This window comes from Ralstonia sp. Ralssp110, assembly GCF_047325135.1.
Classification (GTDB): Bacteria; Pseudomonadota; Gammaproteobacteria; order Burkholderiales; family Burkholderiaceae; genus Ralstonia; species Ralstonia mojiangensis.
This window is the reverse complement of sequence record NZ_CP168609.1, coordinates 1,188,573-1,202,452: the sequence shown is the minus strand read 5'-3', so window position 1 is coordinate 1,202,452 and position 13,880 is coordinate 1,188,573. Positions and strand designations below refer to the sequence as shown.

The 13,880-nt window shown below is 63.8% G+C and carries 12 protein-coding genes; 3 read left to right on the top strand and 9 right to left on the bottom strand.

All coding sequences use genetic code 11. The features are described 5' to 3' along the window. Positions 1 to 69 precede the first annotated feature (69 nt). Positions 70 to 1,146, top strand: coding sequence for a glycosyl hydrolase family 18 protein (locus tag ACEN9T_RS06075; RefSeq protein ID WP_413705799.1), 1,077 nt, complete (start codon positions 70 to 72; stop codon positions 1,144 to 1,146). Here ACEN9T_RS06075 and ACEN9T_RS06070 read toward each other — a convergent pair. The 5 genes from ACEN9T_RS06070 to ACEN9T_RS06050 all read right to left on the bottom strand — a co-directional run bounded on the left by ACEN9T_RS06070 (position 1,127) and on the right by ACEN9T_RS06050 (position 6,833). Next, complete coding sequence (locus ACEN9T_RS06070; RefSeq protein ID WP_413705798.1) at positions 1,127 to 1,852, bottom strand: glycoside hydrolase family 16 protein; 726 nt, start codon at positions 1,850 to 1,852, stop codon at positions 1,127 to 1,129. The genes ACEN9T_RS06075 and ACEN9T_RS06070 overlap by 20 nt on opposite strands. 8 nt (positions 1,853 to 1,860) lie before the next feature. Then, the gene (locus ACEN9T_RS06065) at positions 1,861 to 2,925 is read right to left on the bottom strand and encodes a hypothetical protein (protein ID WP_092970783.1); all 1,065 of its coding nucleotides are present in this window, start codon (positions 2,923 to 2,925) and stop codon (positions 1,861 to 1,863) included. Between the two features lie 31 nt (positions 2,926 to 2,956). After that, positions 2,957 to 4,018, bottom strand: coding sequence for a hypothetical protein (locus ACEN9T_RS06060; RefSeq protein WP_413705797.1), 1,062 nt, complete (start codon positions 4,016 to 4,018; stop codon positions 2,957 to 2,959). A 74-nt stretch (positions 4,019 to 4,092) separates the two neighbouring features. Further along, positions 4,093 to 5,388 (bottom strand): glycosyltransferase, encoded by a 1,296-nt coding sequence (locus ACEN9T_RS06055; RefSeq protein WP_092970785.1) that lies wholly within the window; start codon positions 5,386 to 5,388, stop codon positions 4,093 to 4,095. A 74-nt stretch (positions 5,389 to 5,462) separates the two neighbouring features. Next, positions 5,463 to 6,833: a nucleotide sugar dehydrogenase gene (locus tag ACEN9T_RS06050; protein ID WP_092970786.1), complete on the bottom strand. Its 1,371-nt coding sequence runs from the start codon at positions 6,831 to 6,833 to the stop codon at positions 5,463 to 5,465. Between the two features lie 417 nt (positions 6,834 to 7,250). Between ACEN9T_RS06050 and ACEN9T_RS06045 the strand changes: the two genes are divergently transcribed. Both ACEN9T_RS06045 and ACEN9T_RS06040 read left to right on the top strand, forming a co-directional pair. After that, positions 7,251 to 7,958 carry a response regulator transcription factor gene (locus tag ACEN9T_RS06045; RefSeq protein ID WP_092970788.1) on the top strand — a complete coding sequence of 236 codons (708 nt, stop codon included), beginning with the start codon at positions 7,251 to 7,253 and terminating at the stop codon, positions 7,956 to 7,958. Positions 7,959 to 8,086: 128 nt separating this feature from the next. Further along, on the top strand, positions 8,087 to 10,018 hold the full coding sequence (locus ACEN9T_RS06040) for a sensor histidine kinase (RefSeq protein ID WP_413705796.1): 1,932 nt from the start codon (positions 8,087 to 8,089) through the stop codon (positions 10,016 to 10,018). Positions 10,019 to 10,188: 170 nt separating this feature from the next. Here ACEN9T_RS06040 and cysC read toward each other — a convergent pair whose 3' ends face one another. The 4 genes from cysC to ACEN9T_RS06020 all read right to left on the bottom strand — a co-directional run bounded on the left by cysC (position 10,189) and on the right by ACEN9T_RS06020 (position 13,880). Next, positions 10,189 to 10,728, bottom strand: a complete 540-nt coding sequence (gene cysC, locus ACEN9T_RS06035) for an adenylyl-sulfate kinase (protein ID WP_413705795.1) — start codon at positions 10,726 to 10,728, stop codon at positions 10,189 to 10,191. A gap of 324 nt (positions 10,729 to 11,052) precedes the next feature. Then, complete coding sequence (locus ACEN9T_RS06030; RefSeq protein WP_413705794.1) at positions 11,053 to 12,201, bottom strand: DSD1 family PLP-dependent enzyme; 1,149 nt, start codon at positions 12,199 to 12,201, stop codon at positions 11,053 to 11,055. A 10-nt stretch (positions 12,202 to 12,211) separates the two neighbouring features. Next, complete coding sequence (locus ACEN9T_RS06025) at positions 12,212 to 12,880, bottom strand: HAD-IA family hydrolase (RefSeq protein WP_413705793.1); 669 nt, start codon at positions 12,878 to 12,880, stop codon at positions 12,212 to 12,214. A gap of 94 nt (positions 12,881 to 12,974) precedes the next feature. Next, on the bottom strand, positions 12,975 to 13,880 hold the full coding sequence (locus tag ACEN9T_RS06020; protein WP_413705792.1) for a LysR family transcriptional regulator: 906 nt from the start codon (positions 13,878 to 13,880) through the stop codon (positions 12,975 to 12,977).

Here is a 13,880-nt window from a genome sequence, read left to right as displayed (position 1 = left end):
GACGTCTCAAGGTTCCAGAAGCCGGACCGATAAACCCCGGGAGAACATAAAGACGAACGGGGTTTCCACATGAAAGTTTTCGATCTGATTGGCGCAGCGTGTGTCGCCCTCATGCTTTCGGGATGCGGTGGCGGCGACGGCGCATCCGACTCGGGCGCCGCTGTGCAGACGAACACCCCCACGACGTCCACCAAGACCGCCGCGGCCGCGCCCAAGGTGCTGCTGGGCTACGCATTGGGCAGCACAACGTCGATGGCATCGGCCATGAGTGCGGCCACGCCCGTCACTGCCATCTCGGTGGATGTGATCCGCGCCGATGCAAACGGTAGTTTGAACGGCACGCTCCCAACAGCACTGCTCTCCGGTAACCAAGCGGCGGGCAAGCTTTCATACGCGTGTATCACGAATTTCGGCACCGATTTCGATCCGGTCATTGCGCACGGCGCGCTCGTCACCAATCGCGCGACGACGTTGCAGAACATCGTTACGCTGGCCAAGACGCAGAACCTGGCCGGTATCAACCTCGACTTCGAGGGCCTGTACACCACCGATCGCGACGCCTACACCAGCTTCGTCGTCGATCTGGCGGCGCAACTGCATGCCAACCATTCCACGCTGATGCTCAGCCTGCCGGCCAAGAGCGCAGACGTGATCGGCAACACGTGGACGTGGCCCTACGACTACGCCGCCCTCGGCCAGAGCGCCGACTTCATCCAGGTGATGACCTACGACGAGCACATCCCCAGTGGCCAGCCCGGCCCGGTGGCTGGCAGCGACTGGATGCTCGCAGCGCTGCAGTACGCCGCGAGCCTCGTGCCGTCGACCAAGTTGCTACTGGGCCTGCCGGCCTACGGCTACGACTGGAATCGCACGCGGAACACCGGCACCTCGGTCGCCTTCAAAGACATCCCCACGTTGATTGCCACGACCGGCGCTACGGCCCAATGGGACGCCGCCACGCAGTCCGCTCATTTCAACTACACCGCCACCGATGGGAGCGCGCACGAGGTCTGGTACGAGACCGCGCAAGGCTTGCAGACCAAGGCCGCCATGGCCAACACGCTGAACCTGGCCGGCGTATCGATGTGGGTGCTGGGTGCGGAAGACACGAGCTTCTGGGGTGCCATCACCGCTGCAATCCACTAGGCGACCGGGCACCGGGCGTAAAGCGAAACGCCCGCATCACGAATTCCACCGGTTGCCCGTTCTGCGGCGGCTTGCCCCGAAACAGCCACAGGTTCAACTGGAGGCGCGCGTCGCCCGCATCGGGCACGCCCGCTGTGCGAGACCAGTGCTGCAACACGGCGCCGTCGGCCGCCGTAGCGCTGAACTCGGCCAGGCCGTGCTCCCAGCGGATGCGATACGTCACGTGCCCCTGGTTGACCTCGAAGCGGCGCAGCGTGTCTGGCGTACCGGACGGCTGCACGACAAACTGCGCGTTATTCGGCTCGTCTGGCCGCGCCCAGTACGACAGCTCCACATCCAGCTCGCGGTGCGCCTGTTCCGGTGCGCTGCTATAGGTGAAGAAACCGAAGACGGCCTGGCGGTCCATGCCGAATGGATCGGTTTCCACTTCAAGCTCGTAGGTGCCGTAGCCCAGCGGGCGCGAGAGCGTGACTTCGGCGCTGTGCCAGCCCTGCCCTGCCTTGACGATGGCCATGCGCAAACGCCCTTGCGCATCAACGTGCACCGCATCCGGCCCGTCCGAGAACACGTTTGGACCGGGCCCGCTCAACTGGCCGCCGGATGAACGTACCACCCATTGCTGACCAGAGAACGTGATCTCCCGCGCCGTTGCTACCGTGCATGCACACGTCAGGCTCGCGAGCAGACAAACCAGTCGACGGAACATGGCGCGCCTCACAGCAAAAGCGGCTTGCGCCCGAAGAAGACGACGCGGCTGGTGCTCGAAGCCGGATCGGTGAAGTTCACCTCGACCAGCTTGCCTTTCAGGTCGTAACGGAACAGCGGATGTTTTGCATATTCCTCGGCATCGTAAGTGGCGGCCACCTTGCCGACCTGCTTGCACAGGAAGATCTGCAGGATGCAGTCATAGACCGGCTCGCCCGCCTTGGCGCGTTCCATGTTTTCGTACGGCACGAAGGCCACCGACACCGGCTGTGTGAGCGCCTTGTAGTACGGCGAGCGCATAGCCACCGCGAGGATGCGCTCCGACTCCTTAATGCCCGCGCGCAGCACGCCCAGGTTCCCCTGTGCCGAATCGATTTCGGCCTTGAGCTGCATACGCGAGAAGATCATCTGCTGCGTCTGCGCCAGCGTGGTCATGGTTTGCAGGTCGTCCGCCGCGCCGCCCAGCGTGGACATCACCGCGCGGCTCTGCGTGGAGTTCACGCCCACCTGCATCGCGGCGATCTTGGAGTCCGTCAAAGCATTTGCCGACGATTGCAGCGTCACCATGCGCGCGGCCGCGTCTTCCTTGGAGATGAGGCCCGCGCGCATCTCTGCATCGGTCGAAGCCATCATGCCTTTGAGCTGCGCGTGCGCGCGCTCGCTGTCGGCAATGTCACCCGACTTGAGGCTGACCAGCCGGCTGAGGTTTTTCGACACATGCGACATGTTCTGAATCTGGCGCTGTTGCGCCTCGGTGGTGCGCGCGATCAGCGCGTCAAGCGCTTGCAACCCCTCTTGCTTGACGGCGAGCTGCGCGGTGAGGTCCACCAAATCTGTGCGTTGCTTGTCGAGCTGCGCGCGCAGTTGCGCCACCTGCGGCTGATACGACAGCACGCGCTCCTGCGCGGGCGAGATCACGAGCGGCGCGCCCCAGTTGTTGCTCTGCAGGTAGAAGAAGAGCAGCGCGATGTAGCCAAAGATACCGCCAATGATGGCGATCAGCACAAAGAAGGACGCTAACCGATAGACGACGAGCATCTTCGACTGAAAGTAGTTGGAGAAGGCGGCAATCATGGAGGTGCCCCGCAGGTTGATGAGTTCGAAATCAGTTGGTCGGATTGGCCTTGAGCCACGTGCCGATGTCCTGGATGCGCGCGTTGCTGGCGGCCAGCTCGGCCGAGGTGGTCAGACTCTCCACCGACATGTTGCGCAGCAGGCGGCGCGCGGCATTGGTGTCCACGCCTTGGGCGCGTTCGATCATCGTTTGGATGGCCGAGTTGCGTTGCGCCAAGCTGCCTTGACGCAGGGTTTCGGCGCTCAGCGCGCCTTCGAGCGACTGCCTCATGCGCAGGACTTGCTGATATGCACCGTCGCGCTGTTCGCCGACGAGCTTGGCAGTCAGTTCGCCCACCCGGTTCGACGCCCGCACGGAGGCGTCATAGCCGAAACTGCGCGACGCAGTGAGCCCGATGAACGGCGACTGTGAACCCGATGTGAAATCGTGGCGCATGCCCGCCAGGATGGTGACGTCCCAGCCGAGCGTGGCGCTCGCGCGCGAAGCCAGTTGAGCAGCGCGCGCCTGGGCGGTGGCGTTCTGACTCACGAGTTCGCTCAGCGGGCGTTGAGCGGGGTCGGCGGCCGTGGACAGTTCGGCCTGACGTTGGCGCAGTGCGGCCAGATCCATCGCAATGCCGTCGCGCAGGCGCAGCGCCGCCGTGAGATCGGCCAGCGTGGCGTCATTGCTCGCTAGCAGGGCCTGCTCGGTAGCGAGGTTGCGCTCGGCGGCCTGCAGCGCGTGCTCCAAACCCAGTTTCCGCTCCGCCAACGAATGCAGCTCGATCTTGGCGGGCACGCCTTCCACCGACTCCTTGAGCGCCAGACCTGAGCGATAGGCCTCGCACTCGGCCGCCGCGCGTTCCTGGACCAGACCCGCGCGCCGGGCCTGCGACAGGCTCTTGCTCACACCCGCCGACACGACCTTGTTGGAGATGGACGGATTGCCCACATTGACAAAAGCGTACGGTGCGTCGAGCACCTTCGATTCCGCGTCGGCCTGCACGCCCGACAGCTCGCAGAACAGATCGGCCTCGCCCGCCACCGCAAGCATCGGCAAAGCCGCGCACGTAAGAAACACTGCGCCCGTCCAGCGCATAGAACGACGAACCATGTCTGAGCTCCCCCGGCCGTCTCCGCGTATTCATCTTGTGGACCCGGCACGTTCGATTTGTTTTTTTGTGTGTGTCAGCCTTGTTGTGGCTGCATGCCTTCAAGTTCAGCGCCGTCCTCTGCGGTGCCTGCGGATTCCTCCGGTTTCTTGGATACGCGCGTACCCCAGCTGCTTGAGTCCATCGTGAAGATGGCCATCATTGCGCACGTGACTGTGCCCGCCAGCGCCCATGCCGCAATGAACGGCAACAGCGGCAGCGGCCCGCCCTTCACGGCCTGATCGGGCGCGCAACGCTTGGCCCAGAAATGCACGCCAAACAGGAACGGCGCGAACACCGTGTACGTGAACACCTGGTGCGACACGATCCACTCAAGCGCGTTGCCCGACGCGATGGCGAAGATGAATGTGAACAGCATCAAGTAGTTCACCGTCTCTGGCAGGATCAGGTTCATGGCCGAGAGCGGATGGACATTGCGCGCGTGCCGGCCCAACGTGCGCAACGTGAGAAGGTAGTCCTGCGTGCCGCTGCGGCGCCAGCGCCACTGCTGCGTGAAGAACTTGCGGAAAGTGGTCGGTACCTCGGTCCAGCAAATAGCGTCGAGGTTCACCGCAGTCTGATAACCGCGCAGCATCAGCAGGTGCGTCATATAGCGGTCTTCACCCGCAGAGAACTTGGCGCCGAGGAAGTTGCACGTCTTCACGTCTTCTTCGATCTCGAAAAACGCATCGCGGCGGATAGCAAACAGGCAACCGCTGATGCACGTGACATTGCGCAGGCGGTTCTGGAACATCTTCATCACCTTGTAGGCGTAGAAGTACACCGTGGCCTGCGTCTTGGTGACGAGGTTCTCGTTCACGTTGCTCACGCGCACGTGCCCGCCCACGGCCGCGATCTTGTCCGAAGCAAACGACGCTACCAGTTCGCACACCGCATCTGGATGGAAGGTGCAATCGCTGTCGATGCAGATGAAGATATCTGCGCTGGTGGCAATGTTGGCCGCCCGGTTCAAGGCTTCGTACTTGCCCTTGTTCACGGGCTGGCGATACGCGGCGATCCTGACCGCACCCGAGAAGTCGTGCTGCGCTTTCTGGATCCATTCCCAGCTGTCGTCGGTGGAATGGTCATCCACCGCAACGATCTCCAGCAACTCTGCCGGATAGTTCGACTCGCTGATGCTCTTGATCGTGTCATACGCGTGCGGGCCTTCATTGAAGCAAGGCAGCAGCACCGACACGCGGCGCTGCACGGTGTAGTCCTTCGCAAGGAAGGTCTCCTTGCGCCAGACAATCACGCACAACAGCGGGATCACGTACAGCAGGGCAGACAGCACCCAGCCGAGCGAAAGCGTCAGCAACAGATAAGCGTCCATGAAGAAGCCAGGGCGATAGAGAAAACGGAGGAACAGAAGAAACGAAAGCGGCGAGGATCAGGCCTGCGCGAAGCTCAAGGCCGCCAAAGCACAGCCCGGTCCGGGCAGGTATCCCGATCCAGCACCGCCTTGAGATCGCTCACCACGAATGGCGAGCCCGGTCTGGCGAGCGACTCCACCAGTGCCCAGCCGCCCTCGCGGTACTCCGAGTGCGGCACGGCCAGCACGATGGCGTCGGCGGACTTGGCATCGGCCAGCTTCGTGAGGCGGAAGCCGTACTCGTGCGCCACTTCGTTGCTGTCCGCAAACGGGTCGATCACCTGTGTACGGATGCCCAGCGCGCCAAGCTTCTTCACGATATCGGCCACCTTGGAGTTGCGGATGTCCGGCACGTCTTCCTTGAACGTGGTGCCCAGGATGGTGACGAGCGTGTGCGGCCCGAGCAGATGGCACTGCGTCATGCGACGCATGAGCTGGTCGACCACGAACTGCGACATGCTGTCGTTCGTCTCGCGCGCGGCCAGGATGAGGCTTGCGTTGAAGCCGCACGACGCCGCCTTGTGCGTGAGGTAATACGGATCAACCGAGATGCAGTGCCCGCCCACCAGCCCGGGGCGGAAGTCCAGGAAGTTCCACTTGCTGCGCGCAGCGGCCAGCACGTCGTGCGTATCCACACCAAGCGCGGCCAGCAGTTGCGACACCTCGTTCATCAGCGCGATGTTCACGTCGCGCTGCGTGTTCTCCAGCACCTTGGCAGCCTCGGCCACCTTGATGCTTTTGGCGGGATGCACCTGCGTGACGGCGCCGTACAGGCTCACAAGCGCCTGGAGGGTTTCGGGCGTGTCGCCAGCCACGATCTTGGTCATCGTGGTCAACGTGTGCACGCGGTCGCCCGGGTTGATGCGTTCGGGCGAATAGCCGACGTGGAAATCCTTCAGATGCTTCAGGCCGCTGTGGCGCTCCAGCAGTGGGATGCAGATCTCTTCGGTCACGCCGGGGTAGACGGTGCTTTCGTACACCACGACCGCGCCGCGCTTCATGTTCTTGCCCACCGAGACGGACGCTTGCATGACCGGGTTCAGATCAGGCACGCGGGCCTGGTCCACAGGCGTGGGCACCGTCACGACAATCACGTCGGCCTGACCGAGCACAGTGGCGTCCGTCGTGAAGCGCGCGCCCGATTCAAGGAGCTCGTTGCTGGTCAGTTCGTTGGTGCGATCACGGCCTTCGCCCAGTTCAGCGACGCGCGTGGCGTCAATGTCGAGGCCAGACACGGCAAAGTGCTTCGAGAACGCCACGGCCAGCGGCGCACCCACATAGCCGAGACCCACCACCGCAATCTTGACTGTGGCCGGCTCGACTGCCGGCGCGACCGGATCGGGCCAACGCGGCGCTGGCTTGATGAATAGATTTTCTGCACACGTCGACTTGCCACTCAGTGACATCGCCCACTCCCCTCGTTGAACCAGACCGGCTACCCGTGGGCCGATCCGTTGTGATGGCTCACTCAGACGCAGTTCCGGCGGCGGCTGGTGACCATTTTTATGGGGTCATTTCTGCAAAGTGCGTGCCATGCGCGGTTGCAACATCACCTAAATCAGATGAAAACGTTGCCGTACAAGGCGATGCGGGCGACACAAAGTGTCAGAATCGTCAGGGGAAAGCGGCCCCAACGACACTCAAAAACGTTTCGCGTTACGTAACATGCGCACATTCCCATCATGCGCATGGCGGCGATAATCACGAAATTTGCATAATGCGGCACCTCATTGCCAGCGTGCACTGCCACCAGCACGAACGTGCATCTGTAGCGCAAATGCGCTACACGGTCAGTTGCCCGGGACTCGTACAATCGGTCCATCATGCAATCCGTCCGTACCGGCTCCGAGCCGCAACCCATCCACGTCGCCATCGTCGAGGACGACCCCGGCTTTAGCGACGCGCTCAGCCGCGCCGTGCAGGCCGCGCCTGACATGCGGGTGGCCGGCATCGCCATGTCGCGCGCTGACGGCCTGGCCCTGCTGCAAGGTCCGCCCGCTGATGTGCTGCTGGTCGACCTCGGCCTGCCCGATGGTTCCGGCATTGACGTGATTCGCGCGGCGGCGCAGTTGTGGCCGAGCTGCAGCATCATGGTCAGCACCAACTTTGGTGACGAGACGCACGTCATGCGCTCGATCGAGGCCGGCGCGGCGGGCTATCTGCTCAAAGACAGTTCGCCTGCCCGGATGGCCGAAGAAATCCGCAGCCTGGCAAGCGGCGGCAGCCCGATCAGCCCGATCATCGCGCGGCAGATTCTGGCGCGCTTCCAGCAAGGTTCAGCCGGCACCGCCACGCGCTCAGAACCTGAACCGGCCGCACCCAATTCGCCAGCACCGCTGCTTTCGGCACGCGAGAAGGAAGTCCTGGACTACATCACCAAGGGCTTCACGACACAGGAAATCGCCAAGCTGATGGAGCTATCGCACTTCACGGTGCGAAGCTTCGTGCGGCGCATCTATAGCAAGCTGAAGGTGACCTCCAAGGCGGAAGCCATCTATGAAGCGAGGAATCTCGGACTGCTGTCCGAGTAGCGCATCGCCCCGGGGCCGAGGGGCCAGCGCGTGGTGTTGCCCCTCGTGAGCGGGGGTTCCCAAGCAGCGTCGAAACGCATGTCATATTGGCCCGCCCACTTCTTCGAGCGTTGCCCCACGCGCGTTGCATGAGCACCCGTCCTGCGCCCCTCTTTGCCAAAGCGATGTTTGTCTTTTCACTGGCGTTGCTGGTGATTGTTGGCATGTTCTACGCAGAAGCTGGCAGCGAGCCTTCGTCGGCCGACAGTCTGCACCTGACGCAGGCCGATTGGCAGACGACGGATGGGTCAGGCTTCCAGGCACCGCCGCCAACGTTCGACAGCGCATCGCTACCCAACGTCTGGCAGCACGCCGCGCTGCCGTATGCGCCCGCGATTGCGCTGCTGCGCCAGGCCGGCGCGAAGGCGCAGTCCCGTGCCGTACATACGACGTGGCTCAGGATCGCCGTACCCGCGTCGCCCGTGCAATCGGGGCCGCTGGCGCTGTACGGCGTGCGCATCAAGACCGACGGCACGATTGCGGTGTACGTCAACGGCCGGCTGGTGCATCGGGCGCAGGAACGCGGGCCGCTATGGAACAGCACGCGTACGCCGCTGTGGGTCGCGCTGGACGAGCCGGGCGACGACGAGCCCGTGCGTGAGATTCTGCTGCGCCTGGAACACACCCAAGGCACGCAGGTGGCCGTCTCGTCGCTGTGGCTCGGCCCGATCGACGCGTTGAAGGGCCGCTACAACATCCGCCAGTGGCTGCAGCAGGAATTGCCCGCCGTGTTGAGTGCAGCGTTCCTCGCCATCGGCATCTTCGCGTTGTTCGTCTGGTTTCGGCGCGGCCACGAAACCGCCTATCTGCTGTTCTTCAACCTGGCTGTCACCTCGTTCCTGCGCGGACTGCATTTCTACGTGGCGCAGCCGATTGCCAACGACTGGTTTGCCTGGCTGACGGTCAATTCGCTGCTGTGGCTTGTGCTGGTGGTGCACTTCTTCCTGCGCCAACTGCATGGGCGACCGCTCGTGTGGTTCACGCGCACGCTGGTCATGGCGACTGTCGCGATTGGCGTGCTGACGCTGCCCATGCTGGCCGTGCTGCCCAACACGCCCAAGGTCACGCCGTTGATCTACCCGATTGCCGCGCTCATGGGCGCCGCCGTTGGCGTGGTGGGTGCCGCCAACGCCTGGCGCCGTTCCAACGAAGGCGTGCTGGTGGCCATTGGTGTTGGCATCTGCACCTTGCTTGGCGTGACGGACTGGCTGCTGCAGAACAATTTCAGCAGCCCGGAAGGCTGGTATTTCGGCGCGTACACCAACGCCATCACGTTCGGCATTTTCGGCACGCTGATGTATCGGCGCTACGTCAACGCCATCGACGAAGTCGAACAGGCCAACGCCAACCTTGCACAGCGCCTGAAAGCGCGCGAGGCCGAACTTGAGCTCAGCCACCAGCAACTGCGCGAGGCCGAACGGCAGCGCGCCATCAGCAAGGAACGCCAGCGCCTGATGCAGGACATGCACGACGGGCTGGGCGCATCGCTCATCAGCGCAATCCGCTCGGTGGAGCGCGGTGCCGTGAGCGAGGTGGATATCTCGCACATCCTGAAAGGCTGCCTGGACGATCTGAAGCTGACCATTGATTCGATGGAACCGGTCGAGGCGGACTTGCTGCTGTTGCTCGCCACGCTACGCTTTCGCCTGGAACCGCGCCTGGATGGCACGGGCATCGCCCTGTTGTGGGAGGTGCAAAAACTGCCGACGCTGCCATGGCTCGATCCATCCAGCGCGCTGCATATCCTGCGCATCGTGCAGGAGTGCATTGCGAACATCCTGCACCACACGCGCGCCAGCGAGATCCGCGTGGGTACCGCAGCAGACCCGGACGGCGTGCGCGTCGTCATCGAAGACAACGGCCAGGGGTTCGACGTGGAAACTGCCCTGCGCGACGGCAAGGGGCATGGCCTGCGCAATCAGCAGCGCCGCGCGCAGGCGTTGGATGGGGCTGTCGATTGGGCCTCGGGGCCCCGCGGGACGCGCTTTACGCTGTGGCTACCGCTGGCGCGCAGCGCGTAACGCCCCCGGCCCATGGCTGTCTGGCGCGCACCGCTGTTCCCGCTATGCAGTGCGCGCCGCAGCTCTCCCCCGTTTTGATCGGTGCTCTTTTCTTTTTTTTTTGGAACCGTCGCAGCATAGCGACGCGGGCTGGATTCGTCTGTGGAACAAATGCGCTACATGGCCCCACATCAAGCCGCAACGGCTTCGTGTATTCCAAGCAGGGCCAACGCCCGCGCAACACATGCTTCGGCCGGTTGCACGCCGGTATCCAGAGTCAGTTGTGGATGTAGCGGCGGCTCGTAAGGGTCGCCGATACCGGTGAGGTTGGCGATCGTTCCGGCTCTCGCCTTGCGATACAAACCCTTCGGGTCACGCGCCTCACACACGGACAGCGGTGTCGCGACATACACCTCAAAGAAGCGCGATGCGCCCACGATCTGTCGAGCGCGCTCCCTGTCTTCACGGTACGGCGAGATCAGGGCAGCAATGGCCCAGGTGCCGGTGTTGTTCATCTGTGCGCACCACTGCGCCACACGTCGCGCGTTTTCGCTGCGATCTGTCCGGGAGAAACCGAGATCGGAGCAGAGCTGTTGACGCAAGGCGCTGCCATCGAGCACCCGGCACGGCAAGCCGCGCGCCGTCAGCGCCTCCGCCACGGCCAGCGCCAAGGTGGTCTTACCGGCCGCGCTCAGCCCGGTCAACCAGAGTGTGGAAGGTGAGGGTTGCATGTCATGTGGTCGGCCGCTGTCGCCTCGCGCTGCTGCGACAGATTCAACTGCCTGTTGCATCCGAGTATACGAAGGCAGTGCAGTGCGGCTCTGTAGAACAAATGTGCTACAGCGCGCTACGGGGTAGCGTGTTTACAATTCCGACACCTTGTCGCTGTTGGCACGGGTTCCGATTCGCTCCCCGGCCATATCGGAACCATCAAGCGCGGCTCGGGCTTGGGCGTCCTCAGCCGCGCAAGAAGCATTTGGTAGATTCGATTCAAGCAAAAGGCCCGCAGGAACACGCTGCGGGCCTTTTGCTTTTCGGCATGCCGGGTGTGTGGCTCACCAGCCGTGGAACCGCGCCCACGTCTGCACCGTGCCCCGCGACGGCACCGCTTGGTATTCCGGGAACTGGGCACCCGTCGCGCACGCGTGGTTGGGCAGTACACGCAGCTTCGTGCCGACCGGAAATCGCGCCACCAAGTCGTCGCGTACCGAGCCATCGCTGGCCGCCAGAATGCCGTGCTCCTGGTTCGCGCCAATCAGCATGAGCCCGTCGAGCGGCGTGCCGTCCAGCGCGCACGGCTGCCCATAGCCGAAGTCATGCGACTGCTTGGCGGTGCCGCGGTCACGGCTCATCGCCATCCATCCGGCGTCGACAATCACCCAGCCTTTGTCGGGCTGATGGCCAATCACGGTAGTCAGCACGCTCAGCGCGATCTCGTCCATCGCGCATACGCCCACGTTGTGCATGACCAGATCGAAGAATACGTAGACCCCCGCGCGCACCTCCGTCACGCCTTCGAGGTGCTCGGTGGCCAACGCGGTGGGCGTGGAGCCAATGCTCACGGCCGCGCACGGCACACCGGCATCACGCAGGCGCTGCGCGGCGCGCACGCAACCGGCACGCTCCTGCTCGGCCAATGCGGCCAGCGCGGCGCGGTCGTTCAGGTCGTAGCTGGAGCCAGCGTGCGTCACCACGCCGCCCACGTCGATGCCGCCGTCTTTCAGGATGCGGCCGACCTCCAGCAGCGCATCCTGCTCGGATGTGATGCCGGAGCGGTGCCCATCGGTATCGACTTCGATCCACACTTCACAGCGCTCGCCGTGTGCGCGGGCGTAGTCGACCACCGCGCGAGCAGCCTCGGCGTTGTCGACCACGAGCTTCAGATCGCAGCCCCGCTTGCGCAGCGCCATCGCACGCGGCAGCTTGGTGGCGACAATGCCCACCGCGTACAGGATGTCCTTGATGCCGGCGGCAAAGAAGGCCTCGGCCTCCTTCAACGTCGATACGGTGATGCCTTGTGCGCCGGCCGCCAGCTGGGCGCGCACCACGTCGAGGCACTTGGTGGTCTTCACATGCGGGCGGAATTTCACGCCCAGCGCGTTCATGCGGTGCTGCATGCGGGCGATGTTGTGCTGCATGCGCGGCAAGTCGATCAACGCCGCAGGCGTGTCGAGGGTTTCCAGGGTGTGCATCTCAAGGGTCATGGTTGCATCCTCATGCGGCAAAACGGCGGGCCCAGGGCAGCAGATCTTCGAGCGTGGGCGAGGTGATTTCCGGCAACCGGGCGCCCTCCACCGGCGTCAGGCCGATGCGGTTATGCCAGTACGTGCGCAGACCCACGGCCGCTGTGCCAAACATGTCGTAGCTGGAGCCTGCAACAAATGCTGCGTCGGCCGCGTCCACGCCAAGTTGTTCAAGTGCCATGCGATACGGCTTTGGATCGGGCTTGTACACGCCAGCCTGCTCGGCCGTGACAACAACATCCCACGTGACGGGCAACAGCGCTGCGGCTTGCCGGCCCAGCCGTTCCGAACAGTTGGTGACAACGGCCAGCTTGCAGTGCGGCTGGAGCTGGGCCAGCGCTTGCGCGGCGCCGCTCCAAGGTGCCAGGTACAACCAGTTGGCTTCCAGCGCTTCAGGGGCGGAGGCCGGCAAGCCGACGTTCTGCGCGGCCTGCCGAACCATCGTTTCATAAGGAACGTACGTGCCGCAGCCGTACGTGAGCCGCAGATACTCGGCGCGCCACGTGCGGCCTGCCTGTTCGGAGCCAGCGGCGCGGTTCCACAACGACCACGAATCGAGCAGCGCGGTCAGCAGATCGAACAGGACGGCTTTGGGATAGCGGGTATCGGGAGAAACCGTGGAAGCATTCACGCTTGTCACCTGCAAATCGGTAGAGATCGATGCAGCCGATTGTAGGTACCGCGCACCGGCTTTCGGTAAAGCCGATTTGAATCAAAGATTCAGTGAAGCTGCATCATGCGCGCCAAGGCGGCTGCGGCTTAAAACGATTCTGCAGCGCCTGCATGAAATGACGCGTACGTTGAGGCAACCCGGCGCGGTTGTGCGTAAGCGCGATCACGTTGGCGTCGGGCGCTTTCCAGCCGGGCAGGAGGCGCACCAGCCGGCCCGCGCGCAAATCATCGGCCACATCCCATTCGGAGCGCAGGATCACGCCACGCCCTTCGCATGCCCAGTGGCGAATGACATCGCCGTCGTTGCAGATGAGCTGCCTCGGCACGCGCACGCTGCGGCTCGTGCGACCTTTGCTGAAGTGCCAGAGCGACACGTCTTCCTTGTTCTCGCGCAGCACGATGCAAGGCAGCGCGGCAAGGTCATCGGGCGTTTCCGGCGTGCCGAAGCGCTTCACCAACGCGGGGGAAGCGCAGACAAAGCGTGCATTCGGCGCAATCGCATGGCCGACCAGGTTCGACACCTGCAGCGCGCCGATATGCACCACCACATCAAAGCGGTCCGCCGCCTCGACAAGGGGCGCGTCGGACAGCGCCAATTCAATGTCGACATCAGGATGCTGCTGCTGAAAATCGGCGATGACGGGCGCCACGTAGCGCCGCCCAAACCCGAGCGGCGCATTCACCTTGAGCGTGCCAACCAGGCCGCCACGGCGCGTGTGCAAATCCTCCGACAGTGCATCGAGCTGGCGGATCAGCTCTGCTCCACGCTCGCACAGCAGCGCGCCCTCTTGCGTAAACCGCAGGCTGCGTGCCGTGCGATCGACCAGCCGTGTGCCCAGCTTCTTCTCCAGCTGCTGCAGCCGCTGCGACACGGCGGATGGCGTCAGATCCAACGCCCGTGCAGTCGCCACCAGGCTGCCGTTGTCCTGGATGGCGAGCAGGAAGCGCAGGTCGGCGGAATCCGTCAT